This is a genomic window from Pseudomonas sp. PHC1 (assembly GCF_046487845.1).
GTDB lineage: Bacteria > Pseudomonadota > Gammaproteobacteria > Pseudomonadales > Pseudomonadaceae > Aquipseudomonas > Aquipseudomonas sputi.
Map to the genome: position 1 here is coordinate 1 of NZ_JBJXHJ010000023.1, position 25,390 is coordinate 25,390.

At 50.4% G+C, this 25,390-nt stretch carries 20 protein-coding genes and 1 pseudogene; 7 read left to right on the top strand and 14 right to left on the bottom strand.

What is annotated here, in order from left to right:
• Positions 1–308: 308 nt before the first annotated feature.
• Positions 309–2,684 (top strand): hypothetical protein, encoded by a 2,376-nt coding sequence (locus ACKJSM_RS23465; protein ID WP_410239001.1) that lies wholly within the window; start codon positions 309–311, stop codon positions 2,682–2,684.
• A gap of 691 nt (positions 2,685–3,375) precedes the next feature.
• Here ACKJSM_RS23465 and ACKJSM_RS23470 read toward each other — a convergent pair.
• The 3 genes from ACKJSM_RS23470 to ACKJSM_RS23480 all read right to left on the bottom strand — a co-directional run bounded on the left by ACKJSM_RS23470 (position 3,376) and on the right by ACKJSM_RS23480 (position 8,079).
• On the bottom strand, positions 3,376–4,341 hold the full coding sequence (locus ACKJSM_RS23470) for an endonuclease (protein ID WP_410239002.1): 966 nt from the start codon (positions 4,339–4,341) through the stop codon (positions 3,376–3,378).
• A 418-nt stretch (positions 4,342–4,759) separates the two neighbouring features.
• Positions 4,760–6,559, bottom strand: coding sequence for a DNA recombination protein RmuC (gene rmuC / locus ACKJSM_RS23475; protein ID WP_410239003.1), 1,800 nt, complete (start codon positions 6,557–6,559; stop codon positions 4,760–4,762).
• Positions 6,560–7,611: 1,052 nt separating this feature from the next.
• Entirely contained in the window at positions 7,612–8,079 is a 468-nt protein-coding gene (locus ACKJSM_RS23480; protein WP_236180684.1) for a hypothetical protein, read from the bottom strand.
• A 426-nt stretch (positions 8,080–8,505) separates the two neighbouring features.
• On the opposite strand from ACKJSM_RS23480, the gene ACKJSM_RS23485 reads away from it, so the two are divergent.
• Positions 8,506–8,691, top strand: coding sequence for a hypothetical protein (locus ACKJSM_RS23485; protein WP_236180685.1), 186 nt, complete (start codon positions 8,506–8,508; stop codon positions 8,689–8,691).
• Positions 8,692–9,407: 716 nt separating this feature from the next.
• Here ACKJSM_RS23485 and ACKJSM_RS23490 read toward each other — a convergent pair.
• The 4 genes from ACKJSM_RS23490 to ACKJSM_RS23505 all read right to left on the bottom strand — a co-directional run bounded on the left by ACKJSM_RS23490 (position 9,408) and on the right by ACKJSM_RS23505 (position 11,925).
• Positions 9,408–10,022 (bottom strand): hypothetical protein, encoded by a 615-nt coding sequence (locus tag ACKJSM_RS23490; protein WP_236180686.1) that lies wholly within the window; start codon positions 10,020–10,022, stop codon positions 9,408–9,410.
• An 81-nt stretch (positions 10,023–10,103) separates the two neighbouring features.
• Positions 10,104–10,550 (bottom strand): hypothetical protein, encoded by a 447-nt coding sequence (locus ACKJSM_RS23495; protein WP_236180687.1) that lies wholly within the window; start codon positions 10,548–10,550, stop codon positions 10,104–10,106.
• 208 nt (positions 10,551–10,758) lie between these two features.
• Positions 10,759–11,160, bottom strand: a complete 402-nt coding sequence (locus ACKJSM_RS23500) for a helix-turn-helix domain-containing protein (RefSeq protein ID WP_236180688.1) — start codon at positions 11,158–11,160, stop codon at positions 10,759–10,761.
• 468 nt (positions 11,161–11,628) lie between these two features.
• Entirely contained in the window at positions 11,629–11,925 is a 297-nt protein-coding gene (locus tag ACKJSM_RS23505; RefSeq protein WP_236180802.1) for a hypothetical protein, read from the bottom strand.
• 431 nt (positions 11,926–12,356) lie between these two features.
• Between ACKJSM_RS23505 and ACKJSM_RS23510 the strand changes: the two genes are divergently transcribed.
• From ACKJSM_RS23510 to ACKJSM_RS23520, 3 genes are all read left to right on the top strand, one after another.
• The gene (locus ACKJSM_RS23510) at positions 12,357–13,052 is read left to right on the top strand and encodes a hypothetical protein (protein WP_236180689.1); all 696 of its coding nucleotides are present in this window, start codon (positions 12,357–12,359) and stop codon (positions 13,050–13,052) included.
• The gene (locus ACKJSM_RS23515; RefSeq protein WP_236180690.1) at positions 13,043–14,011 is read left to right on the top strand and encodes a hypothetical protein; all 969 of its coding nucleotides are present in this window, start codon (positions 13,043–13,045) and stop codon (positions 14,009–14,011) included. Before ACKJSM_RS23510 ends, ACKJSM_RS23515 begins: the two co-directional genes overlap by 10 nt.
• A gap of 1,100 nt (positions 14,012–15,111) precedes the next feature.
• The gene (locus tag ACKJSM_RS23520; RefSeq protein WP_236180691.1) at positions 15,112–15,441 is read left to right on the top strand and encodes a hypothetical protein; all 330 of its coding nucleotides are present in this window, start codon (positions 15,112–15,114) and stop codon (positions 15,439–15,441) included.
• A gap of 109 nt (positions 15,442–15,550) precedes the next feature.
• On the opposite strand, the gene ACKJSM_RS23525 is transcribed toward ACKJSM_RS23520, so the two are convergent.
• The 7 genes and pseudogenes from ACKJSM_RS23525 to ACKJSM_RS23555 all read right to left on the bottom strand — a co-directional run bounded on the left by ACKJSM_RS23525 (position 15,551) and on the right by ACKJSM_RS23555 (position 23,401).
• Positions 15,551–16,126 carry a hypothetical protein gene (locus tag ACKJSM_RS23525; RefSeq protein ID WP_410239004.1) on the bottom strand — a complete coding sequence of 192 codons (576 nt, stop codon included), beginning with the start codon at positions 16,124–16,126 and terminating at the stop codon, positions 15,551–15,553.
• Entirely contained in the window at positions 16,123–18,087 is a 1,965-nt protein-coding gene (locus ACKJSM_RS23530) for a DUF5129 domain-containing protein (RefSeq protein WP_236180693.1), read from the bottom strand. Before ACKJSM_RS23530 ends, ACKJSM_RS23525 begins: the two co-directional genes overlap by 4 nt.
• A gap of 4 nt (positions 18,088–18,091) precedes the next feature.
• Positions 18,092–20,251, bottom strand: coding sequence for a hypothetical protein (locus ACKJSM_RS23535; protein WP_410239005.1), 2,160 nt, complete (start codon positions 20,249–20,251; stop codon positions 18,092–18,094).
• The gene (locus ACKJSM_RS23540; RefSeq protein ID WP_410239006.1) at positions 20,244–21,389 is read right to left on the bottom strand and encodes a tyrosine-type recombinase/integrase; all 1,146 of its coding nucleotides are present in this window, start codon (positions 21,387–21,389) and stop codon (positions 20,244–20,246) included. Before ACKJSM_RS23540 ends, ACKJSM_RS23535 begins: the two co-directional genes overlap by 8 nt.
• Before the next feature lie 94 nt (positions 21,390–21,483).
• A pseudogene (locus ACKJSM_RS23545) lies at positions 21,484–21,852 on the bottom strand (endonuclease); the annotation flags it as partial.
• 4 nt (positions 21,853–21,856) lie between these two features.
• Positions 21,857–22,126 (bottom strand): DUF1654 domain-containing protein, encoded by a 270-nt coding sequence (locus ACKJSM_RS23550; protein ID WP_373874307.1) that lies wholly within the window; start codon positions 22,124–22,126, stop codon positions 21,857–21,859.
• Positions 22,127–22,312: 186 nt separating this feature from the next.
• Positions 22,313–23,401, bottom strand: a complete 1,089-nt coding sequence (locus ACKJSM_RS23555; protein WP_236180707.1) for an asparaginase — start codon at positions 23,399–23,401, stop codon at positions 22,313–22,315.
• 350 nt (positions 23,402–23,751) lie between these two features.
• On the opposite strand from ACKJSM_RS23555, the gene ACKJSM_RS23560 reads away from it, so the two are divergent.
• Positions 23,752–24,204 (top strand): hypothetical protein, encoded by a 453-nt coding sequence (locus ACKJSM_RS23560; protein WP_236180714.1) that lies wholly within the window; start codon positions 23,752–23,754, stop codon positions 24,202–24,204.
• A gap of 201 nt (positions 24,205–24,405) precedes the next feature.
• Positions 24,406–25,362: a sugar ABC transporter substrate-binding protein gene (locus ACKJSM_RS23565; RefSeq protein WP_236180716.1), complete on the top strand. Its 957-nt coding sequence runs from the start codon at positions 24,406–24,408 to the stop codon at positions 25,360–25,362.
• The last annotated feature ends 28 nt before the right edge of the window (positions 25,363–25,390 follow it).

Consider the following 25,390-nt stretch of genomic DNA (forward strand, 5'->3'; position numbering starts at 1 on the left):
CAATTCAATGGTGGGTTGGCACCAGCTCGCGCCGAAGAAAAACTTAAAGTCGTGTCCGGGATTAGTTGACCACTACACAATGGCTACCTTGGCTGCTACAGGCGGTTGAGAGATGTGCGAAGAAAGAACGCTATAGCGGTAGAGATAGCCTGGCGTTAAAACTTTCTTCCCTGACAATGGATTGTCCGCTAGAAAACCTTCCTGCCTACATCTGCGGGCTCGGTGTGCTTTTAGACAAGTCTCCAACTGAAGGGTACGGTTTTAGCGCTATCTCTAAGAGGCACGGCTGGCTCGCAGAAATAGCTGGTATGGCAGTGCTCCGATTGCTCCAAGAACGAGACCCGTTTGCACTGGATGAGTCGTCCCTTGCGATTCTGAGCAAGCTGGCCCAGGCGCACATCTATGATGAGCGAGATACTCGAGAGCTCGGAAAGAACCTCCGAGAGATGGTGCCTACTTGGCCGGAGCTCGACTACAAGTTGTTCTGGTATGACGTTGGATTAGCTCGTAACGGTCAAGTGCATCGCGGTGAACCTGTAATTCACGTCTGGCAGATGCTTGGTTTTCGGCCATTCTGGTCGCTCAATAGGCAAAACTTTAGCCTCGCCTGCGACCACATCGCTAGCCTCACGAATATGCACGATCGGCTGATGGCGCTCAGTATGGCTTTCAACATTTACACAGAGCATGACAAACCATTCTCTTGGGAGATTCAGCTCAGACAAGCAACTGAGGCGCACGACGAGCTGCGCGAGAAGCTCGAAATTTTGTTAAACCCACCGGAGCGAAAAGTTGAGGAATGGGAGATCAAGCAGGCTCAGTGGAAAGAGGAAGCAGCCCAACAAAAAGCTAAAGAGTTAGAGCATCGTCGCTCTTGGCGGGAGGGGCTAGCCTCTGAGGTGGCGCTGATAAATAGCCCCGAGCCAGGAGTGATGACTCGAAGCCAAGCTTATCTTATGGAACAGATGCGTGAGGGCTCATCGTCGTCAAACACTTGGAGCAGCGGCAATTGGCAGTCGCTCATAACTGAGTTCGGCCTGCCAGTTGCCCAAGTGTTTCGTGCCGGCGCTGTTAATTTCTGGCGGGGCTATTGCCCAACTCTGCCATCCGAGGGGGCCCCTGCCAATTCGACCCCATATCAGGTGATTTTTGGGTTGACAGGGCTCGCTATTGAGTCCAAAGAGGAGCCATCCCTCTTTTCGCAGATGTCCGCCAATGACGCTGAATACGCAGCTCGTTACGGGCTGCTTGAGCTGAACGGCTTTCCGGAGTGGTTTCCCAGACTTTTCGGGCTATACCCGCGTGTTATCCGAGAAGTCCTGCTGCGTGAAATCTATTACGAGATGGATGCGCCACCTTTGGAGTCAGGCGGCAATCGTGTGCTACAGAGATTGCGTTGGGGTGGGGATTGGATGTACGAGGAGCTAGCTTCTCCGCTCATGACTAGATTGGCACAGCACATCAGCGACCGCGAATCGCTCCAGCTCGCGTTGAACATTGTGCAGGGCTCGTCAGTCCATGATGAAACTCTGGCCGAACTCGCCACGAAGTGTGCCGTAGAAGAGGTCAATCCGAAGATTGCGCCGATCTGGTACGCCGTCTGGGTTGGAGTGGAGCCGGTGCTTGCTATTCCGGCACTGGCAGCTCGCATCGACTCGCTGTCGTCAGATGAGGAAAAAGCCAAGTTTGCCATGCTTTGCCTGAATGCCATTGTTGGAAGCCACGCTGCCAGCCGTTGTCGGCAGAATTACAAAACGGTTGAGCATGCCAAAGCGCTGTATCTGCTGATGCATACATACATACGTATTGCAGAAGACATTGACCGTGCAGGAAAAGGGGTCTATTCGCCAGGACTTAGGGACGACGCCCAAAATGCTCGTGATGGGCTTTTAGCTATTATCCGAGAGACACCGGGGAAGGAATCATTCCTAGCATTGCAGGAAATCGCACAGGCCCACCCTGCGGAGCGACTACGTCCCTGGAGCGCATTCTACGCCCAGCAGAAAGCTACGGCCGACTCGCAGACTCCGCCATGGGAGCCATCAAAGGTCGTCGAGTTTCACAAGTCGCTGGAAAGCACGCCATCCACCCACCGTGACCTCTGGAATCTGGCAATCGATCGTCTTCTGGACTTAAAGCACGATTTAGAAGATAGCGACTCCAGCTACGCAGAGATTTTGCTCCAGGCCAATCAGGAGACTTCCATTCGGAAGTTCATTGGTAAGTGGTTAAGGGATCGTGCTGCGGGACGCTACGTCGTGCCTCAGGAAGAGCAGCTTGCCGATGACAAGCGCCCTGATTATCGATTTCAAAACAGCGACTACTACGCGCCCGTACCTGTCGAACTTAAGCTTTCACAGAACTGGAGCGGCCCCGGGCATTTCGAACGACTTGAGAACCAACTCTGCGGGGATTACCTCCGCGATATAAGCTCAAGCTGCGGGATCTTTTTGCTGGTAAATCATGGAGGTCAGGCGATGTGGGAGACTCCCACCAAAGGCCGGGTCGGGTTTAATGATCTAGTAATCGCATTACAAGAACACTGGTTGGCCATCGCTTCGAGGTTTCCTAGCGTCGAAGACATCAAGATCATCGGCATAGACCTCACCAAGCGGGGAGGGGTGGCCGCGACCAAAGCGATCGAAGCCAATCAGGCTGAGGCCAGCCAGATCGATGATGAATGAGAGCATGCGGTGGCTAAGCAATTTGAAAGCGAGTTAGAAAGGTGGCGGCTTTTACGCCGTGAGAGAATGACTGTATTGGCAAAGCCTGGTCGTGCCATTGCTGCCTTGCCATCGCTCCTTCGAGCCATAGGCTCGGTTGCGTGGACACTGAATGAACCGTAATGGTCATCGCACGAAACGCTTGAGTGACCGGCGACTCGAAATCACCTGCTCTCGTATCTCATCTGGATCTATCGACATACCGCCGTCTGGAGTAACGCGAAGAGACTGCAGACTATTGAGAGAAGTGATGAAAGCGCGATCTCTGGCTTGCTCGCGATCTGATCTTTTGTCTCGGCAAACGAACCTTATCAATCGACCTAGCCACTTCATGCCATGCTCCTATTCTCGTGTTCCATGGCAGCATTTTCAGCGATGTGCAGGATAATGTCCCTGCCATTTTGTAAGGCCTCTCGTCGGGGGGAGGTATAACCGCTGTCCCTGCTATCTGAGGAAAGGTGGCTAATTTGCTGAGAGTCTGAACACCGCTTAGAAAGCCAACGGTAATGCACCTCAACCCAGTGTCAGAGCGACGTGGCCTGTAGGTCTTTTAGTGAAGCCCTATTTGGGTTCTCTTAGATTGACGCGATAGCGCCGGTAAAAAAATGCAGCAGGCCTCGCTTGTGCGAGGCCGTCCTACTAGGTGCAGCAACTATTTGCAATTGCCTGCTTTGCGGTATCCCGCTGCTTGGGCTTCAGATTCCGAAGAGAACGAGATCTGATTTTTCGCGGACACCTGACCATAACCAGGGCATCCCACAGAGAGGTGGTACACCTGACTCTTTCTGTTGCCGATGATAGCGCCTACTCCGTTCGCACTCGCAAGGGTTGGCTTGGCCGCTGCCTTCGGAGGATTAATAGGGAGGGCACCAACTACCCCATCACCAACCGTCTTGTATCCTTGTGACCACTGACGTTCGCCAGTCACGAATGGATTGGAGTGCCCCATGATTGCAGCAATGCGTCGATCTCGCTCTTTCTCCCAAGGCGAAACCGGGTACTGCTTGTCCCAAGCCATCAGTAGCTGCTGTTGCTGGCGAGACATGTTGAGTTTGTACCTATCGAACATGTAGAAGGTGGTTCTAGCTACCAAACCTTTAACCTCATCGCGAGGTTCGGCAGCGCGTTGATCGAAATCCACTCGGGTCTTGCACTGCCCATACTGCGGAGCGATTCCGGAGGCCATTCCGTAGTTGAAATTACTGCGGTCGCCATTCACTTCACCTACGGACGGGTAGAGGTTAAACAGGTCTGCCTCCATTGCTCGAAATACCGGATCATCCTCTACGCAGTTCTCTCGACCACCGTTTTTCCAGCATTGACGTTGGTTGCCGAATGTCCAGGCTGGAACAATATGTTCCCACTCAGTTCTCTCTGCCCGAGTCTCTTGCTTTCTTGCCTTCAGACCACATGATGCCGGGTCAATACGGCCACCAGATTTGCCAACCCACGTCCATTTGCAGCCGCAGTACAGCTCGCCCATGGAGCTATTGGCTTGGTCAAGGTAGACCTTTTGTTTGGCAATGACTTTCGCTTCGGTGAATGTCGCCGGTGGGCTGGCAAAGGCAGGGGAGATTAGTGGGAAGAGTAGCGATAGGGCGTACAGCAGTTTCTTCATCTGAAAACTTCATCAACGTTTGAAAGGTGCGGCATTATACGTTGATCGCTTACGGCAGGGTGCTTAACTCCCTCAAGATAGAGCGAAAAACCAAGTGTGGCGCAACGGCTGGTTTGCTGGGTCGACCCTATGTGCCAATGAAGTTTTGCTACATATCTACAGTAATGTTACTAGCTGCGATAGCCACGGCGCAGGCGCCATGGCTATCAATAGCGGGTCGCCGGTGTTTTCGGTGTTTTTGGAGGATATGAGTTTACGGAGGCTTTGGAATGAAAAGTTCGTTTACGCATTGCAGTTCTGGGGATAGGAGCGAGGGTGTCCACCTAATTTTTGCTAGTATCGCTCTTTAACTCGATAACAGAGACGAGATTTTCCGGGCACTCGCATGCTCAGAAAATCTCACATTACCCGCAGCTTTTTATGAAGCGACTATTAACGGCTTGGCTACTTCTGCTTCGACTGCAAGCGCAATATCTGTATCGAGTTCCAGCTTTGCCCGCTCCAGCAGTTCAGCTGGTAGCTCTTTCTGCACGGACACGCCCAGTTCCTTGAAGTCAGACGCTTGCTTGATCAAGTTACCCCTACCTGTGTAAAGCTGTCCCAACGCCTTTTCGTAAGTATCCTTAGCTTTATCAAGCTGGTTGCCTACAGCCAGCATGCTTGTCAGGAAACCATGAAGCTTCTCGTAGAAGCGTTGGGCTCGATTGGCCAGTTCTGCGGTATGTTTATTGCGATCTTCAAAGCTCCACAGCTGCTTGACGATTTTCAGACTGGTCAACAATGTAGTCGGAGTGGCTACCAGTACATTTCGCTCAATCGCTCGCTGGAAAAGCGATTCATCATGCCGTAGTGCTTCAACGTAGGCGGATTCGATCGGGATAAACATGATCACCACTTCCGGCGAATTCAGTCCTGCGAGGCGGTAATAATCTCGATCGGCTAGCTCATTGATGCGGTCACGCACAGCTGCGGTGTGGGCGGCCAAAGTTTGGGCCCTTATTAAGTCATCCTCGGCATTGATAAAATCGGTGTAAGCGACCAGCGATGTCTTGGCGTCGATGATCATGTGCTTGTTCTGCGGCAGATAAACAATGGCGTCCGGACGCTGGCGGCCGTCTTCCGTGTTGAAGCTCACCTCGCGTTTGTAGTCAGTGCCTAAGCGCAAGCCGGAGTTGTCGAGAACGTTTTCCAACATCAACTCACCCCAGTTGCCTTGGACTTTCTTCTGGCCACGCAGGGCCGTAGTTAGCTTTTCCGCCTGGTCGGTTATATCTTTGTTCAAGATCTGGAGGTTCTTCAGCTCGGTACGCAGTTCAACTCTTTGTTCGGCGTCCTTGGTATGGATGTCTTCGATACGCGAGCGGAAACCTTTCATCTCCGTCTGCAGTGGGGCAATCAGATTGTTTATGCTTTCTTGGTTGAGTTCTTTGAAAGCCTTACCCTTGCGCTCCAGCACATCGTTGGCCAAGCGTTCAAATTCTTTAGTAAGACTTTCCCTATTTTCGTTCAACTGCTTGAATTGAGCGTCAAAACTCAGCTGTTTTTCCTGCAATGAAGTATTGAGTTTTACGTGAGCATTTTCTAGGGCGGCGTAGTTTTCCTGCGCAATTTTGAGTTCAGATTTGGTGGTTTCCCACCACGCTTTATAGGTGCTCAGCTCATTTTGCTTCTCTAGTAACTGGGTCTGAGCCTGCGCGTGCAATTCGCGCGTCTCTCCGAGCTGGGATGCAGTCTGCTTGATCTGAGTTTCGACCGTCGATAGCTGAGTTTCCAATTTCTCGCGCTGTTGATCGCGCTCGGCCAATCGTTCAGTGAATGTGACAGCGTTGCTGGTTATTTGATCCTGTAGCTTCGCAGCGGTTTCCTGCGTCCTCGAGTTACTCTCACGGGCTGCCTGTTCTGATTGTTGGGCGCGTTTGAGCTCGGTTTTAAGGTCAGCGATTTCCGCATCCAGCCTGGCTAATTGATCTTTATTGTTGTCCCGATCCGTTTCCATCCGTCCATAGGCGATATCCAGGGCGGCTTTTTGCTCCAACAACTGAGCGAGCTTGGTCTCTTGGATTACTAACTCAGCCTTAGCCTGTTCTAAAGCGGAACGAGTGATCTCAATGTCCTTGACCATCTGTTGATGGTTGCGTTGCGCGCGCCAGCTGGCAAGTATCCATGCAACGATGAAAGCAGCTAGTGGTAGTGCGACCAACATCCATTTTTGCTCCACGATGAATCTCCTGCTTTTAGGTTGCCTTCAAAGCAATCGTCCCCTTCAAGGGCGATGACGCCTCACTTTTCCCCACCCACATTTTGCGCCGGGCCCATTGCTGGGGGACTGATATCAAAACGCGCGCGACAACAGGCGTTTAGATCGAGAGGGCTAACAATTATGTGTGCAATGCCGAGCATAGACCACGTTTCACCATGATGGCCAAACGCATATAGGCTTCATGGAGAGCAGGCTGATCCGCTTGAAAACTCAACTCGACAAAAAAACTGCCCCCCTCTTGAAACCAAAAAAACATCAATCTCCTAAGGCGTACACTTCTTTGCATTGTGGTGGCCTTGGGGCGATCAATCGATTGCTTAGCGTTTGCTCTTTTTCTTTCCAATCTTTCCTTCGGTTTAGATTTTTTCGCTCATCAACCAGGTGGTGAGGCGACAAAGCCTTTGATGCATCAGCAAATCGCACCTTCGCGACGTAGTCGCGGCTACACTTTTGACTTCAAAAGAAATTGTTTTATTAAAAAAAGCAAAATCCGTCATGCATACGCCTATCTAAAGCTCCAGCTACCTGCGGCACATCTGCGCAATGTCCCGGGCATCTAGGAGCGCATGATGGAACGGAAAGCTTCGTTGCCCCACGTCTTTAGTCTGTCGCGTCAGTAGGGTAGTTACGAACATTCTTGGGCCATCAGCCTTCGTCTTATGCGAGCTCGCAAAATAACTCCCAGCCCATTGCGGCACGTCGGTCACAAACTCCAGCATTTCGTCGAAGGGGCGCAAGTCATAGGTGGGAGTACCGAGGCATTAGATTCTGTCGTACCCACAAAAATGGACGACCTGTCCTACTACCAACGAGGCACACCGTGGCATGCCTTGTATCGGTGGAACGAATAGTGTGGGAGGGAGGGGGGCGTTGACTGCAATGCGTTCGAGGAGTGAAGGGGTTTGACAGGAGAGACAATCTTGCTGGCGAGTGACGATGCGACTCGTTCCTCGACCTTGTGTTGTTCATTGGACAAGTAATGGCAAGTAGGTCGCTGGCTTACGATCGCTTCAGTCATTCCAGGATTTCGGTGAATCACTAGGATTTTGATTCGTCCGAATTTTGTATGCGATGAAGGCAGTTAGTCCGTAAATGAACCAATAAACGGGTGCTGCCGCCAAGCTGGATAGAAACAACACAGCAGTGCAAACGATGAGCATGATGATGTAGAGGTTCAACAGCGGACGATTATCCCTTTTACGGATGTGATTGAGACCAATGCAGACCCCTATCATGTAAAAAGTAGTAACTAAACTCCAAATCCTGAAGGTGACTGAAATCGTTCTATCACCTCTGCCATGATCCTGTTGAAAGAAGATCGGGGCAAGCAGCCAGAAAATGCCAATCGACAGTGCAACTGTCCCTAGAAGCCCCCATCCGAAATAGGTTTTCGCAAAACTGTATTGTCCTTTGCAGAGGGGGCTTTGTAAGAAAGGAAAAGTCAGGAAGGCGAGTAGGACTGGTACGAGAAAAGACATCGAAACGTTCCGTCGTTGTATGGAATGATGTTTTTGATTGATTGAAATCTGTAGCAGCTTTGCAGCCTGCAAGAGCTAATCGTCCGAGGAAAACTATCAACTTTGATCCTAGCATATGGCCGCGACGGCGCGCCTGTTGCGATCGTATATCGCGGTGATTGATCCGTGCCTCATGCTTGTAAATGGTCGCACATTCGTACCGCAGGTGATCAGCGGCACTCCACAGATCAACTCTAGGCTATTGCTTTGCGGTCTACGATTAGTGGCTTAATCAAATTCGGTTGAAGGGTTCAGGTGGCAGCCGAGATAAGCTCCGAACTCTCGGTGGGCTCCCTGGGGCGAGCCATTGATCGGTAAAAAATCTCGCTTCTTACCCAGGAACTAACCTTATCTAGTTGGTCTATCTCAACAAGAGGTATCGCCGCTATGTCCGATCCATTCACCGCAAAATATCACAACCCACGTACCGGCAACGAAAGCTCCGGAGCGGCTGCTAGGGAAGGGCGTATCAAGACATTAGGAGGCATTGGTCAGATCATAAGCGATACCGTAATCAAGACGCTGATTGCCAGTGCTGACGAACCTCCGGCTGCAAAGAAAGCTTCGAAGTGAGGGCCAGTTATGTCGGATAAAGTCCTCGAATTCAAGACGCCAGCAATAGCGCCAAAGAAAAAAGCTGCCGTTTCTCCCGCCGGAGCTAGGTTGGCGGACTCCATCCTTCTGCAACTTCTGGAGGAGGCTGACGCGCCCGCTGGGAATGAATGCACGCCTGCGCAAATCTTTGATATCAGCCAGCGGATGAAGCGTGGCCCACTTCGAATCGGCAGCCAGATGCTGTTACGCCTAACCTCACCCTACTCGATGGCATTCTGGCTGAGCTAGGGCGCGCATGCCCAAGCTCCCTGCTTGGAGGAGCTTTAATCCGTTGCGATTACTTATCATCATTCGTCCGCACTGAAATCGTAGCCCGACGTGACCATAAAGGTATCGGCTTGCAACGTTTTGCATTTTGAGAACTTGACGGCAGTGTAGCAGGGGACACCTTGAGCTCATTCGTCGCAAAGTCGCTTGAGTCAGCTTATGGCAATCAATACATATATAGAGCTCTGTTGCTGATGCAGGCTGCCTTGTAAGGATTGAGAAACAGCTTGAGTAGACGTCCAGTAGCGAAACGGAGTTAGGCGATGCCCTCGGTTATCTCACGAAATGCTTAAGCTTCAAGTCAATGATCTCTAATGTGCTTTTCGCTAGTAACGCTTGCTGCGTTGAAAGTGGATGGGGGCAGCGGTGCACAATGCATGCCCCTCCGATTACCTGCTACCAAGAAGTCAGACAGGTAACGCTTCGCGTTCAGGATTCCACAATCGCTCAATCGCCCAGAGCGGCTGATTTCCTTGGAAAGTACGTATGGCCGAAATGTAAGCGTCGTACGTGGTGCGATCAAACGTTGTCCAAGTTTTACTCATGTCCTTCGCAGTTTGGAGCTCTTCACGAAAGACTCGAAGGTCGCTTTCCTGGTCAATCGCGTCCGAGGAGTCCAATGCCTTCAAAAGCACTGCATCAAGTGGTGGGTGCATTGCCTTCACGTGTGGATGGTCATGGTAACCAGCGCAGACGATCTTCAATTTCAAGTACATGTTTACAAGCTTTTGTGCCCGGCCGTAGGTGCACACTAATGCCTTGCGAACATCCGGTTCACCTTTGGCGCGCTTCGTGTAGTAGAGACCTTTGGAAGCATCAATCACCGCTTGAATTCGCTGGTGAATAAACTCATTCATTTCATCGGGAGGCGGCAGTTGATCTGCTGTGTTGATGGCTCCCAAACCAGATTTTTCTATCAGGTGTTTTGCCACCGCAATTGTGTGGCCAGGCCCTTGCCGAGAGTAGGCTCGGCCAGCGCCCCAAACAGCTACACGGTGGCGGTGCTCATGAATGTCATACATGCTCAGCTTTCCCAATTTTGATCGAAGTGTTGCCATACCTACGCTGAGAGTAGGTTCCTTACTCCCGACGCTTTCGCTGGCCTATTTGATTCGCAATTCGAAGTTAACCAATCCGTCTCTGGATTCGAGCCTGGTGATTTCGCAGGTCTCCAAGGCTACTCCCGACAGGCGTTGCAGGCTGGTTCTGAGCTCTTTCTCGATGTCACCTAAAGTGAGCGCACGCATAGCTTCAGCGAATGAGCTTGCGATCACAGGGGACTGTTCGATTGCAACACCTCTACTCTCAGACTGCTCAGCTAACGAGCGTGCGTATTGGATCAGTGGTGCGAGACGTGCTTTCTGCCCGCTGTCCAAACTCACCCAGCGCTGTATTCCAGCAACGCTACATTGGCTAATTTCGGCAATTCGCGACTGAGGAAATCCGGTTTTTTCTTGGATCGCCGAAATCAACGCCCGAGTCCCCTTGATTGTTTTACCGTCTTGCGAGGTTTTAAGCTTATCGATAGCTGCACTGAGATTCGATTGCATGCAAATCACTCTATGCTGTGTGTAGGTTGTGAGTAAGCCTACAGTATGCTTAGTTATGAGGTCAAGTCATCATATGCTTAGGTATGTTGTACGTATGTTATTTTGAGGGGGCAAACGGGGCTCGGCTTGCTGATACGCTGACCATCAGACAGTGGCAAGCACAGCTGGAAATCAGGAGAGGGGGGGGATAAGGCGCTACGAGTGCAATCTATTCAGCGAAGCAGAATTCAACTTGCTGAGAAGTCGTCGACGAGCGATTCCTTGAGGGCTCAGTAGAGGGGCGCGGCACTTGCAGCACGTCAGACGGAATGTCCAAATCCCTGAGAACTCCAGCCTGGGCTAGATCCGCCAGTTCTTCTTGGGTACGACGCAGCAGCGCGCTAACTGACTGCCCTGACTCTGCGCAGAGAGTGATGGCCACGAGAGTGAGAGGGTTCACATTCAGCGGGCCACTCAGGGCAGTAATCATCTCCAGCGTGGGGCTTGACTGAGCTCGCTCCAATTTCGAGACGTATGTTCGACTGCTGACTTCGGCAAGGTTTCTCTGAGTCAACCCCTTGCCGGCGCGCATTGCTTTAAGCACAGAAGCAAAAGCAATTTTAAGCGACATAAACACGTTCCTGATTTTGAGCCAGTCAATTCGAGCGGTGCGTTGGAGGAGGGCATTCTAGACGATTAAGCACAGCGTTTTCTGCGCTCGTTGTGACTGATTTCATGCTCCACAATATGATCTGTGTTGGCCGAGTTTAACTATCCGTCTTCATTGAGCAGTCGGTCGCTTCTGACCGGCGAACGGCTCCAGCAGCTAGCAATCAATGGTCTGTAACGTAGTTTTGTGCTTTGTAACTCTGCTTACGTTACAGCGCACAAAACTACGTTACAGATCTCAGAAGGCGAGGCGGGGCGAAGGCAAGCGGAACGCGCAGGCGTGAGGATGGACGCCCGCAGGGCCAAGACTTGCGCCTCGCGCCAAGGCTTGGTTCACGACAGCCATCCCCGAGCAGGGGCTCGCCCAAAACCATGACCGCCTTTCTACCAGAAATTTACCAGAGGCCCTCAATCAGTGTGCGAAGGTGGATTAGATATAGCGAAGCAACTCCTCTAATTGGCGATGTTCGCTAGGAGAAAGGAGCTCGATGGGATCTGAAACGTCCCGGGAGGAGAAATCGTATTTCCGGCCATCAGGGCTGTAACAGCTGTCGCAGTAATCCAAAGAGCCGCAGTCGTTGTAAAGCGTGATAACCCAGCCATCTACGTCGACGGTCATCAATCCACAGTAAATTTCATCCCATGCAGCTTTGGTAACTCGCCGAGTCGGTCGTGCCTGGGCAGCAGCTTCTCGCAGTATTTGGTAGACCTCTCGAGCTGTAAGCATTTTTGCATCTGGCACGGCAATTCTCTTAAAACGGGGGTTAAATCAGTGGCGCTCTATTGATTCAGATTGTGAAGCCATGGTGATTTTGCGCCAAGAAATATCGAGTCAACTCTCGCGGGGCTGTGGCGTAGAAACGGGGATCGGGAGCATCTCTAGCGGGAGGCGCTTCGCAGAACGATGATTCAATTTGCCCGGCGGCCTTGGTACAGTGCATGCCCAATCGCAGCACAATATTGATCGCACCTGCGGCCTATTCAAATCATCGAAAGTCTCACGTTGAACGACTCCCGACCGGCCCATACCCTTGCTATCGCACGGATCAATATTTCTGGCCGACATTAGGTTTGCCCGTTCGTAGGCAAGACATCGTGATGGCTAAAAGGCTAGAATTTTGAGACTTGCGGCTTTCTTTTGAATCAACAGGGAGAACCATGACAACCGTCGTTCCGCGAGACCTTCCACTGGTCGATCTGCTATCGAATGCTTCATCTGCTGATCTCAATGTCTTGGCCGATCTCATCACGGATAATGAGAAGGGAAGGGTAGCCCTGGACAGTAAGGTCAAGATTACGATCCGGAATCATCGTGCGAAAGGTTCCCTCGGTTCTATACCCGATGTGTTGGAAGCTGAGATTCGTGCGTTTGGAAGCAACAGCATCGCCAATATGTTTAGGTCGAGTGGCGTCAGTTATCTGGAATTGGCCACCGATGTGGCGAAAAATCTCGACGGAAAACCGACTGCCTCGCATGACATCTTTGATATAGAAGAGCTTGTCATGCGACAGGCGCTGAGCCAGATCAAAGGTATAAAGACTTACTCAAGTCATGCAGAACTATTGCATCAGGTTGCGCAGGTTGTGAAGACGTTGGTTTCCTCCGCTAGCAAATTTGGCAGTATCGCTGCAACTGGAGGCGCAGCTGCAGCATCGAGCGCGGTTGGTAGTCGCTTGGTAGGGCTAGTCGCGCCACCGCTGGCAGTGTTAGCAGCCGGCGTTACCATTTACCAAGTGACCTCGCCCGCATTTCGCATTACCGTCCCGGCGGTGCTTCAAATCGCCAGAATCCGTCGAATTCGGTATGAAGCCGACTTTGCCGCTTATCAAGAGGAACTGCGCTCATGCCTATAAACGCTGACGCATTGGTGCGATCGCTGCCAGATTTACCAGACGTGCTAGCCAAGATTCAAAGTGGTTTATACCGCTTGTACGGTGGAGTAGTTAGGTATGCCCCGAATACCGGAAAAGGCGGGCAGATCGTAGGGCACTTGCTATTCCCAGGTGATAGTCAGCTAACTCAGGAGCGTCTACAGCAGCTTCAAGCAACGCTATCCAAGGGCCTCGAATCGCTTGAAAGCGGAATGGGCCACCTGCAACAAAGTATGGGCGTACTCCAAGGTTTGCAGTCAGCCAACGTTGTTATGACTGGATTGAATTTGGCGGTTACCACCGCGGGATTCGTGATCGTTTGTAAAAAACTCGACGGTATTAGCGAGCTGATACATGCTCAGTCGCATGCCATTAATCAGACCTTGCAGATCGTGGGCGACCTTCATGACCGTGGTTTCATGATGGATAAGGCTCAGTTTTGGGCGTTGACTCAGACCGCACGCCAGTATTGCGAGATGGGAGAAGTCGAACAACTGAAGGGCCTCATTGCACCCTTGCACAAGGAATATCAGTTCACCAAGCTCGTTTTGGAGAGGCATGCATCAATCGGTGCGAGTAGCGTCGAGCGCCTCAATGAGATTGGTTTGCTCCAAGATCGCCTGATCAACTTGGGTCTGCTGACGGCGCACGTTCAAATGAGAATTGGAGCATTCAAATACAGCCATGAGTGTGTATCACGGCTTGAGAGTGACCTGATATCGCTTAATACTCGACGCATAGAAATCCTCACCAATGATCGCAACGTCGCATCAAATATTGACCACAAACAATTCGAGGATCTGCGTAGTTTTCTGCGGCAAGGTAAGAATGTGTTGCCAGCGCTTACCTACCAAGCTGACGTGATCGAATTGGAGAGCCGTAATCCTGGCTTGCTCGAGCGCGCGTATGAGTCAAAGGAAATCTTGCTGGTCGCAGCTTGATCTGTCCGTCTAGATGCGGAATGAGGATTGATGCTAACCCTGTTCTGAGAAGAATGATCAATGCTCGCAGTATCTTGCGAGCATCGCACATCGAAAGGATTGTCGAGTTAGCTTCTGAGAGGCGGTTAGTCGCACCAGGAGCATAAGCAACGCGTCATGGATATGACGAACTTCCTGATGGTTGATATCGGTAGCTTGTCTTTTCAATCAAACAATTACTCCACTATGGCTTCTTCCATTTATTGAAGGATGAATCAAACGCTGTCGATATTTGCTAAAGCTCCATAGCGAAGGGGGAGGCAGTTGTACAGCAGCAGGCGGAGCGCGCAGGCGTGAGGATGAAAGCCCGGAGGGCCGAGACGCAGACGCTCGCGTCAAGGCTCGGTTTACGACAGCCGTCCCCTGTAGGGGCACGCACGAAACAGTATCCTAAAGACCCAACTCAGATTCCAGGCGCGTACCTCGCAAATGCTTAGGTACAGATTTCACCGGAATCCAATCCAACGCTGCTCTCGTCATCTCGTGCCAAATATCTGATTGGATTGACAACCGATTATCGTACGCACCGATTGCTTTATATTGTTTAAGTACCTGCTTGATAACCCTAATGACACCCCTAGGATACCGTCCACGACATTGCGCGTCCGATATCGGCACATAATGGTAGCAGCCATATGTTTGCGCATTTCTTTTCGCCAGAACGGCCAGTTTTGCTCGTAGCGCTTTCTTGTTCATTGTCGTCCCTACTGACCACCAAATTACCTCAACGTCGTCCAGATCCATTTCTTCTGGCGGGTAATCTCCATAGTTGTCAAGGTCGTCGCACGGTAACGGTCGATTCGGTGCCGGACGTGGCCGTGATGGTAAACCCTTGTTCGAACTACTATTCGATATGCTCATATATCATTACGCTCAACGGATGAGGATATTATTTCCTGGCAAACCTTGCAGGTATTGTTTATTAGTATCTGGTTCGGCGCGCGACTTTGCAACATTCATGATTTCCGGTAGGATAAATAGATAGTGTGTATTTAGCCAACAAAGCTTATTGCCCGATATAGATGACACAACCTACCTTTCTATTAATACAGCGGAATCATATGCGGATATTGAATTTGGTACTGGTGGCGCTTACGGCAGCCATCGTGACCTTACCAGCGCAAGCGAAAAATCTTACCAAGAATGAAATTGAAGTTTGCAAATGGGGAGCAGGGGTCGCGGGCTCTGCGCAACAATCCAAGCTTTCGGGTGTCACATTGTACAGCGCGAAGAATAATCTGAAAAAACGCACATATTCTAAGCCATGGATGCCAAAGATGGCGTTAGGAATAACCGAGCAAACCTACAAAAGTAAATCAAGATTGAAACCTGCTGCCGTCAAGAACACGTATTACCAAGGATGCGTCAAGCATGAATTGGCCAAAAAATAGGAGCAGGTTGGCCAAGATGATTAGCACGCTTGCAGCAATATTGATCAAATGACGCATAGCATATGATAAGCGCTTGTAGGGTAGGGTGCCGCTCTCTATCACACTTGAATCATTTTTCTTTCTTGGTATTAAGCATTTTCATCATCTGGCGAAGCTGTTTTGAGAGTTCAGCATTTCTGTGCTGTAAATCTGCGTTTTCTGCTATGAGGTGTTCAATTGTCACGATCAATGTTTTATGGCTATCCACCATTTGATTCTCGATAGCAGCTGCGAGAGCATCAGCAAGCTTCAGATTGGAAAGCCTTTCGATTTCTTGAGCTTGCGTGCGTGATTCATTCTGAATCTGACGTTTTGTCAGCTTTCTACCTGTTGCGTACCGCCTTGCAGCACAACTGTCCCACAATTGTTCTAAAGCAACATTGTGTTGAGATATCAGTTCATGGATCTCGGGTTGCCTCCTTTTATTCAGCAAACTGTCGTGGACATTGCCTGCTTTAGCTATGTCCCGAGCAACAATCTTTCGTTTGTTCAATCTGAGATTTGCTCCTGCCTCAATCTCAGACTTGATGTGCTCATAAGCCTTGCAAACAGCCTGGTAGAGGTTTCGCTTCGTGTCCGAGGTTACCCATTCGGGTTCCTCGGTCGGCTTCGCAGCATTGGAATAATTACCAAGGCTAAATCTCATGCGGCCACACCTTCATCCAGACGTTTAGAGATTTTCCTGACCACCTCAGAGCTGATTTTTCCTAAGGACTTAAGGGGATGATTCTCGGCAATGAATTGGTGTGAAATAGCTATTCGCTCAAGCTCATGTTTCTGCAGATTATTATTCATGCTATGCGGACAACCTGCGCATATTTCGGGTGCGCTACGTTGGTCAACGTTCGGGATTCCAGTAGCAGGGTCATGACATTTCGCAATATTTTGCTCGCTCTGGCGCAATGCACAATAGCCCCACTCGAAAGCGGTAAAACGCACGAACTGGTCTGCTAAGTCGTTAAGGTGGGATTCAAACTCATCAGCGGAAAAAATGGAAATCTCTGCCATTTCTTTATCGATTCGCCGCGCTGCAGGCCCATAAAAACGATCATCGAGACCACCTACGGCGATTCTTCCCATGACTTCTTTCAGATAGTCACGTTCCATGCTCATTCGAATCGACTCTTTTAATTTTTCACCCGTATATCTTCGAGTGTGGAAGGAGCCATGCGAATGCCGGAAGTGCTCACGAATTTTTTCCATTACATTACCGTCAAACCTGCGCAGAGCAAATTCGGCGAATGTATGCCGGGCCTGATGCGGAGATACGGCAGAGTGAATCTTTCCTGCTTCAGGGTGTTTTTCGACTACGTGAGTCTGGTAAAACTCTTTAAACCAAAGGGTTAAATTACCAATGCTATAACCCGCGTCAGCAAGCCATTCCTTTGCACTGAGCTTCCCCCACCCGCGAGCTACCTGAAAAGCGCCATCCCGGTATCCGCTATGAATTAATGGGAGATTGAATACGTCAGTGTCTACAACCGTAATAGCTTTCATCAAGTCAGCAGCAGCCGCTGCCAGACCGTGTAAGGATCTGGGGTGAGAGAATCCAGATTCCGTCTTATTGTTTACAGATTTAAACCACCAGGAGCCATCGGGATCCTTCTTATAGTCGTTTATCTTCATGCCTTGAATTTCATGAATACGAAAGCCGCTCAACAACGCAATGGTTGCGATACTGGCCTTTGAAAGCAAACGGCAAAACTCAGTGAGCTCGCCAATAGTTTTCCACGGTAAGCGGTCGAAGGATGCATTGGTTGCATTATCAATGGCTTCACCCATTTCTATCGCAGATTCGGCCCAATCCCTCTCAAAGCGAGTCAGCTTGTAGTTAGGAGATTGAATCCTTCGAAATAAAGCTAACCGATCTTTTGTCCCGAACCAATTCGCAATGTTTGATTTGAGCTTGCGCCACTGGCTAAAGAAAATAACTGCAATTTTCGCTTCGTCTGATTCTATTAGCGTTATGGCCTCAGCTAGCATTATTGAGGCGCAGGTCATGGGAATCGACCCGTAGCTGCCGCCTTTTTTCCACTCAGAATATTCAATCTCTAAGGGGGCGAGCAACGGCTCCATGATGGTCTTTCTAAAGAGCTCAGTCATCCGATGAGTGGTTCCATCAGGTAGCTCGCCCGTGTGCACCATGGTATTTGTTCTGTCGAAAATTTTACTCAACATTACCATTGTGGAAGTGCCGAGAACGCCTATTGCCTCTTTGGTGTTGTCCTTACGTACCATAAAATAACGATACATTGTCTGCATTTCTAATCTGGAGAGGGACTGCAGTGCCCTGTCTGGGAAGTAGCTTTCCCAGTATTCACAGATATCGCGAAGGTAGGCCAGTTCCTGGCGCGCGCTTGATAGACTGCTTACGACAATTCGCCCCTTGTCATCAGCATACCCTTGGGAAATATCGCTTTGCAGAAAATACATCTGTGCAAAAACTTTCTTCGACTCAGAGCAATTCCACTCAAAACTAACAGTGTAGAATTTTCCATGAAGAGGCTCCTGGATCAGAAAGCAATCGTCTCCTAACTGATTGGGCATTGATTCAATTTGGGACGATAACGTGATAAGGGCGTTATCTACAGCTCTTTCTAGTATCATCGTCTCACCTGATAATCGGCGTAGGGAAAGTAAACTTATCCATCATTTCTTTTCCCTGAAAAGTTGTTTTCTGATCGAATTTTTCAAGCGCGCTTTCAATGTGAGCTACCTGCATTGCAATGGAAAATGCTTTCAGGTCATCCACCACGGAAAGAGATTGGAGATGATTAATGCATGCATCGCGGTAATTGAGAAGCAAAGCGGCTGTGATTGGATTTGTAATAATGAATTTTTCATTACCCTTTTCCAATTCCCCAAAAGGTGAAACCGTAAATCCAGCTTGCTGAGCAGACAATAGCAAATTGTCAAATTCCTCCAGCTCTCCTTGGTCGCTCTTTTGCTCCGCCCAACCTAGCATGACTTTCAGGTCTTCAATGCTAATGAAACTTTCTTCGCTTAGCGCCGCTTGAACCTTTCTAGCATCTTCAACCATTAAATGGCCGACACTGGTGGCGAATTTTGCGCGCTTGTCTAGGCGATATTTTGTCTCGCTGGCATTGATGTAAACAACCTTCTTTACGCCTACAGAATGCGCTGTTGCATCAGCACCAACTACTTCCTGTGAATACTTTTCAAAAGCTTCGTTGGAGGCATTACCTTCGTCAACATCTAGAATGGCTCGGGATTGGGCTATCGCGGTCACAGTGATTGTTTGTCTCTTCACCGGTGTAGGGGATTCTCCAGTAACGCCACGAGATTCATTTTCTCGTCTCGTCTTAGTATTTCGCCAGATAGCCCGATTGTTTTCTGATACACGTCGAACAATATCAGAGAAAAGCTCCACTTCTTGCGATGAGGAAAACTGCGCTTTGTATTGGGCGGTTTGTGGATAAGAGGCCATTGCCAAAGGTCTGAATACAGCGCTATCGATGCATTGGATATTACCGGTAGTAGGCAGGTCGAATAGCTTTTCACTGCTCAAAGGGAAAAATCTACGAAAACTTTGCTTCAGTGATTCGAAAACGGCGTAGGCTTCGTATTGCATTGATCTTGGCGGATGTGCAGCTACCTCTCTGATACGTTTCGCACTGCGGTTTTTAATGTAAATTGGAGATGCAGCGCTTGGCGTTATCCGTAGATCACTAACCAACATGTCTAGTATGCCAGTCAGTTGTATCCGGTCGGTGGCAAGGAGCCATGCAAAAGCGAGTTCTTCGCTTGGCGTGTGTTTGATCAAGAATAGGTAATCGATATTATGAAAATATAATGTGTCTTCAATATTTTCAGGTTGAGTATCTAACGCTCCTGATTCACGCAAGCCTCGCTTGATCTGCAGATTTGCTTGTTCAAGAGTTAAAGGTTGGCTTTGTTCAATTTGTGCGTAACGGAAATCAGTTTGGTTATGCAACAAACGTTCTTTAAGCTGCAGGTTGTCGCTGTGGAGGATAGCCAATGCTAAGGGTTTGTACTGAACGCTTCGTTTGCTATTTTTTGTGCTGAATTTGAGCTCTTCAAAGTCATCACCACATTGCGACAGTATCTCTGCTACTTTGTTCATGACTTCTGGGTTGCTGAACAAATCTAGGCGCTGTCTATTCATCTCTTTCAAAAATTGGCAGCAAAACCGGATTGTCGAACGTACAATTTTCAGTTCGTCTTTTTCGAGTTGGTCTGTAATCTGCCCAAGGCTTTTTGTGGCGCGCGCTGCCCTATTGGAGACAGATGGGATATACGCCATTACCCTTTTGATTTTGGATGCTGCTTCCGATTGGAGGGGCTCGCCGTGCGTATCCTCGACAAACCATTGGAATGCCGTCCGGTATCCGGACATGTATGCGCAAATCGAGTTTTGTTCAAGCTCTTTAACTGTCCGAAAATAACGAACATAATCTTGAATAAATGCGTCTGGCAATGTTGACGCGTTGGGGTATTCTGTGATTGCCCACTTCTCAAGGTTTTTGAACCTGTTAACCCTAGAGTAGGCGTTATGCGGGGACGTTTTTTTGAGTGCACCACTGTTGAGATAACGAATCAGACACAAAAAAACAGGGCAGGACTTGAACTGCTCTGGAATGTCAACGCGCATCTGCTCTACTTGACCACCCATAGTTTTCTGCACTGCCACAATCGCAAAAAAATCTGATGGACTAAAGTTTAATAATGAGCTAGGAGCCAGAGAGGAGAGTTTCGGTTTATGGTCTTCAACATTAGGATCATCATTCATCTGATTCATCGTTCAGTGCCCGCCTTATTTTTTCTCGACGATGAATTTTACCATCGAAGACTACATATTCTTCTGTTGTTTCCTCATCTTCATGCCCCATTTGTTCTGGTACGTATTGCCAAGGGTCGTAACCATGTTTGTAGCAGAAGTCAACAAGATTTGTTGCGTATGTATGTCGCATAGCATGAAATGTCAGCGAATGGAAAGATATATCGCTGATGAAATGCATGAGCGGATCTTCTTTGTGAAGTTTTGCTATGACGGTATCGATATGGGCGCTAGCTGATTTCTTGGCTACCCTAAAAACGTATGTGGCATGTTCCAGTGATAAGGATGAGCCATCGGCCTTGCATATCAATGAGCCATCTGGTATCGAACTTCTTCGGCCTTCTATAAAGAACTTTATCTTTCTGAATGCTTTAGGGTGGATATCAACTTTTCTTAATTTCTCGCCTTTGCCAATAATCGATACAGTAATCGTTTGGCTCTCAATCTTTTCTGCGCTCGCTATGAGTTTCCGCAAATCACTGGTAATGAGGTTTCTTGGGTCGGTAACTTCGCTAGATCTAAGTCCGCAATGGTATCCAAGCTGAAGTACCAATTCATCTCGCTCTTTTTCAAAGGCGGACTTTGTAATTACGTTGCCCAATAGTGTTTCGAATAAGCTCTTGTCGACGTACTGATTATATAAGTCGAAGTTGACTTTCTTCTTAGCGTCGCCTTGCTTTTTTAATTCTGTTGTACGGTACGTGTAACTGAATTTCGGAGGTGAGATAAGTAGGCCAGTTTCCCACGCAAAGTTATAGAATGATCTCAGTGTTGAAATATGCCGTTGAATTGATTTGTCTACAAACGCCCTCTGCATCGCTAGGTGCGAATAAAGGTATCCGGACATATCCGTGTCCCTGAGATTCCTCCAATCCTGATCGTGATCGCTCAAGGCTTGGAAGAAGCTTTTCAGGTCGTCTGCGGCTGCCTTGAGGCTGTTTTTGAAGTGGCCCTTTTGAGCCAGATGCGTCAAAAAAAGGGAGGGTGCAGGGACGATACTGTCTGCTTCAAGCGGCCCATCCTTGAGGATCGCGTAGGTGCTGATGGCGCCGCCCGACCATGCGATGTTTTCTACGTAACGGATCCTCACAGGGCAGTGCCTCGAATTTATTTGTCTGAATTCAAGGTAAATCAGTGAGTTAGGGAGCGTCAACGTTTCGTCAGATTTGGTTCTCTACCGTATAAACCTCGCCGATGCTCGGCACCAGGTTGTGCAGATCGGCTTCGGCTTTCTGATAAACCGGGTCGTAGCGTGTGCAATTCTTGCGACCTCCTTCCTGCCAGCATTGACGTTGATGGCCGAATTGCCACGCGGGAACGATGTGCTCCCATTCGATGCGGGACGCCCGCTTGGCGTTCTTGCGTGGGACATAGCCGCAGGCGGCCAGATCGACCTTGTTGCCGGTGTATTTGCACCCGCAATAGAACTCGGTGGATTGTGGGGCGTACAGTTTCCAGGCGACCTTCTTGGCCTCGGTGAACGTACGCGGTGCGCCAGCTTGCGCACCAAGGGAGATAAACAGCAACAGCACAGCAGCAAAACGCAGAATCATTGAATCAATCTTCCTTCGGTACAACCCAGAAAATCTGTACGCCGCCATCGTCACGGTAGGCGAGGGTGACGTTGTCGTTCTCGTCGATTTCCTCCAGCAAGCGCTCCCACGCGTCCGCCGGCTCTTCCGGGAGGCGGAAGATCAGTGCGGCTTTGGCTTTTTGTGCGGTGGGGGAGTTGATGATTTTTTGAACGCGCATGCCCATGCGTTCGTAAGCGTCAGGAGCATCAGGGGAAGTGGCCACGAGGTTATCCTTATTAAGCTGTACGTGCATACAGTATTTAACTGTAGGCATTTTCGCAACTGCTTAAAATTCAAGAAAATCCTCTGACAGCGGTTTTCCGGTTTTGATGTCACTCGGGTGAAATTTTTCTTTGGAGGAGGCGGGAGCTTCCCCATTCGTCAGGTTGACGAAGGGGGAAGCCAGTGCCCGATCAGGAAAGGATCGGACGAAAGCAGATCAGTATTCCCAGAACATCCGTTGCAGCTCTTTGCTGTCGTTGGTCTTGGTCAGCGCAACCATGGCCAGGATGCGGGCTTTCTGTGGGTTCAGGTCGTGAGCAACCACCCAGTCGTATTTGTCGTCAGGCTGTTCGGCGTTGCGCAGAACGAAACCACCGGCATTGACGTGCGAGGAGCGAATGATTTGCACGCCGTCCTTGCGCAGCGCTTGCAGGGTCGGAACCACGCGGGAGGAAACCGAGCCGTTGCCGGTACCAGCGTGGATGATCGCCTTGGCGCCGGACTGGGCAAAAGCCTTGTAGGCTGTGTCGCTGACGTTGCCGTAGGAATAGGCGATTTCTACATCGGGAAGAGTCTTGATGTTTTTGATATCGAATTCCGAATCCATGGTGTGACGCTTGGCTGGCAGTCGGAACCAGTAGGATTTGCCTTCAACCACCATGCCGAGCGGGCCCCAGGCGCTTTTGAAGGCTTCGGTCTTGATGTTGATCATCTTGCTGACATCTCGACCCGACTGGATTTCATCGTTCAGGGTCACCAATACGCCTTTGCCGCGAGCTTCTTTGCTGCTGGCGACGGCCACGGCGTTGTACAGGTTGAGCATGCCGTCCGCCGACATGGCGGTGCCGGGGCGCATGGAGCCGACGACGATGATCGGCTTGTCGGTTTTTTCAACCAGGTTCAGGAAGTACGCGGTCTCTTCCAGCGTGTCGGTGCCGTGAGTGATGACAATGCCATCGACGTCTTTGCTGTCGGCCAGTTCGGAAACGCGACGACCCAACTGCAGGAGGTTTTCGTTGGTGATGCTTTCCGAGGCGATTTGCATGACCTGTTCGCCCCGCACATTGGCCAGCTTGCTCAGTTCGGGAATGCCGGCGATCAATTGCTCGACGCCCACCTTCGCGGCCTGATAGGTCGCACTATTGGCTGCGCTGGCGCCAGCGCCGGCAATGGTGCCGCCGGTGGCCAATACCACCACGTTCGCCAGTTTGGCCTGGGTTTCAGCTTCTTTTGCCTGGAGGGCGGTTGGCAGGAGCAGGAGAAGGGCCAAAGCGCCCGGAACGAAATTCTTCAAAGCAGATGTCATTATTTTTCTCTCTAGTAGTGAGACGGTGCTGATGCAGGTTCATCTAGATGCGCCCCGGGCCGATCTGAATGCCAGGGGTGCAGGGAGGGAGCAGGATCTGTACCAGTCGTACTTTGCTTTAGAGAAGTATTTAACCTTCTGATTTATATCAGTATTTGTTGAGTTTTGTTTTTTTTGCAGGAGCCGTTTATTCGGTATTCCGAACAGTGGAGGCTTTCTTGTTCGGCTCTCCGAAAAGGACTACTGCATCTGTCGATGCAAATCAGGTTGCCGTTTTTGCGTTTTCTGCTAAAGAAACCTCCCCCCGGGCCGATGGGAGCTAAAAGGACACTGAAATTTAGGGAGTTAACATGTCACTGACGATCGGTATTTCAAATCCCGGTGCGGTCACGATCGGCGGAAAAACCGCAGCAACGATCAATGCAATGAGTGAAGCCGAAGCCGACGCGTCCGACGAGGCACTGGGTACTGAAAAGGTTGAAACCAATCAGATCAGAACCAGTACTCCTGCCCAGGAGGCAAGCACAGGCACGGCTGAAGGCGGTGATAATCTGAGCGTCACTATCAAGACGCTGCTCAAACGCATGCAGGAATTGCAGAAGCAGCTTCAGGAGCAGCAACAGCAACTGGCTGCCGCGCAGGCTGCGAGTTATCCAACGCCAGAAGCCAAGTCGCAAGCGGTGATGTCCATCCAGGGGCAGATCGCTCAAACCAGCGGTGCCCTGCTGGAAGTCTCGGCTGCACTGGTCAAGGAAATGTCGAAGGGTTCTTCCGCCGGAAACGTGGTCAACACTACGGCTTGAACACTCGAGGGCGAATTCGTGGATTCGCCCTGCAATAAGATACCGATTTCTGATTGTTGACAAATGTCGGCGTGATTCGCATAGTTCGGTCTACGCAAACGTTTGCGCGGTCTTCGCGGTGAATTGATTTCGTCGTGGGGTACAGCGAGCTTACGCCAGCGCAAGCGTTGCTCACAATAATCATAAGATCGGAGTGAACCCATGAAGCTGCCATTCGCTGGACGTCTTCTTGCTGTCGCCATGCTGGCTGCCGCATCCGCCGCACTGCCTGTCTCTTCGGCTTTCGCCGAGTCCCCTGAAAAACCCAAAGTCGCTCTGGTCATGAAATCCCTGGCCAACGAATTCTTCCTGACCATGGAAGACGGCGCCAAGGCCTACCAGAAAGAACATTCCGCCGATTTCGACCTGATCTCCAACGGCATCAAGGACGAAACCGATACGGCGGGGCAGACGCGCATCGTCGAACAGATGATTCTGGCTAAGGTCAACGCGCTGGTCATCGCGCCTTCTGATTCCAAGGCGATGGTGCCGGTGATCAAGAAGGCCGTCGATGCCGGTATCACCGTGATCAACATCGATAATCAGCTCGATCCGGCTGTGGTGAAAAGCAAGAACATCAGCGTTCCGTTTGTAGGCCCGGACAACCGCAAAGGCGCGCGTCTGGTGGGCGAGTACCTGGCCAAGCAGCTGAAGGCCGGTGACGAAGTCGGCATCATTGAAGGCGTTTCCACGACGACCAACGCCCAGCAGCGTACCGCTGGCTTCAAGGATGCGATGGAGGCTGCGCAGATCAAGGTTGTTTCCCTGCAGTCCGGCGATTGGGAAATTGACAAGGGCAACAAGGTGGCCGCTTCGATTCTCAGCGAGTACCCGGACGTCAAGGCACTGCTGGCCGGCAACGACAGTATGGCCGTAGGCGCCGTTTCCGCCGTGCGCGCTGCCGGCAAGGCCGGTCAGGTGCAGGTTGTCGGCTACGACAACATCAATGCCATCAAGCCCATGCTGAAGGACGGCCGCGTTCTGGCGACGGCCGACCAGTACGCCGCGAAGCAAGCGGTGTTTGGCATCGAGACCGCGCTGAAAATCATGAAGGGCGAGAAAGTCGACAGCGGTGCAAATGGCGTGATCGAAACGCCTGTCGAGCTGGTCACCAAGTAAGTCCTTTGGCGACACAACGGCGCTCGTC

Coding starts and splice junctions, on each gene's coding strand:
- ACKJSM_RS23520 (WP_236180691.1), top strand. CDS start 15,112: ATGCGGATATTGAATTTGGTACTGGTGGCGCTTACGGCAGCCATCGTG.
- ACKJSM_RS23550 (WP_373874307.1), bottom strand. CDS start 22,126: ATGCACGTACAGCTTAATAAGGATAACCTCGTGGCCACTTCCCCTGAT.
- ACKJSM_RS23470 (WP_410239002.1), bottom strand. CDS start 4,341: ATGAAGAAACTGCTGTACGCCCTATCGCTACTCTTCCCACTAATCTCC.
- ACKJSM_RS23505 (WP_236180802.1), bottom strand. CDS start 11,925: ATGCTTACAGCTCGAGAGGTCTACCAAATACTGCGAGAAGCTGCTGCC.
- ACKJSM_RS23515 (WP_236180690.1), top strand. CDS start 13,043: ATGCCTATAAACGCTGACGCATTGGTGCGATCGCTGCCAGATTTACCA.
- ACKJSM_RS23495 (WP_236180687.1), bottom strand. CDS start 10,550: ATGCAATCGAATCTCAGTGCAGCTATCGATAAGCTTAAAACCTCGCAA.
- ACKJSM_RS23565 (WP_236180716.1), top strand. CDS start 24,406: ATGAAGCTGCCATTCGCTGGACGTCTTCTTGCTGTCGCCATGCTGGCT.
- ACKJSM_RS23510 (WP_236180689.1), top strand. CDS start 12,357: ATGACAACCGTCGTTCCGCGAGACCTTCCACTGGTCGATCTGCTATCG.
- ACKJSM_RS23560 (WP_236180714.1), top strand. CDS start 23,752: ATGTCACTGACGATCGGTATTTCAAATCCCGGTGCGGTCACGATCGGC.
- ACKJSM_RS23530 (WP_236180693.1), bottom strand. CDS start 18,087: ATGATACTAGAAAGAGCTGTAGATAACGCCCTTATCACGTTATCGTCC.
- ACKJSM_RS23490 (WP_236180686.1), bottom strand. CDS start 10,022: ATGTATGACATTCATGAGCACCGCCACCGTGTAGCTGTTTGGGGCGCT.
- ACKJSM_RS23535 (WP_410239005.1), bottom strand. CDS start 20,251: ATGAATGATGATCCTAATGTTGAAGACCATAAACCGAAACTCTCCTCT.
- ACKJSM_RS23555 (WP_236180707.1), bottom strand. CDS start 23,401: ATGACATCTGCTTTGAAGAATTTCGTTCCGGGCGCTTTGGCCCTTCTC.
- ACKJSM_RS23480 (WP_236180684.1), bottom strand. CDS start 8,079: ATGTCTTTTCTCGTACCAGTCCTACTCGCCTTCCTGACTTTTCCTTTC.
- ACKJSM_RS23525 (WP_410239004.1), bottom strand. CDS start 16,126: ATGAGATTTAGCCTTGGTAATTATTCCAATGCTGCGAAGCCGACCGAG.
- ACKJSM_RS23485 (WP_236180685.1), top strand. CDS start 8,506: ATGTCCGATCCATTCACCGCAAAATATCACAACCCACGTACCGGCAAC.
- ACKJSM_RS23500 (WP_236180688.1), bottom strand. CDS start 11,160: ATGTCGCTTAAAATTGCTTTTGCTTCTGTGCTTAAAGCAATGCGCGCC.
- ACKJSM_RS23465 (WP_410239001.1), top strand. CDS start 309: ATGGCAGTGCTCCGATTGCTCCAAGAACGAGACCCGTTTGCACTGGAT.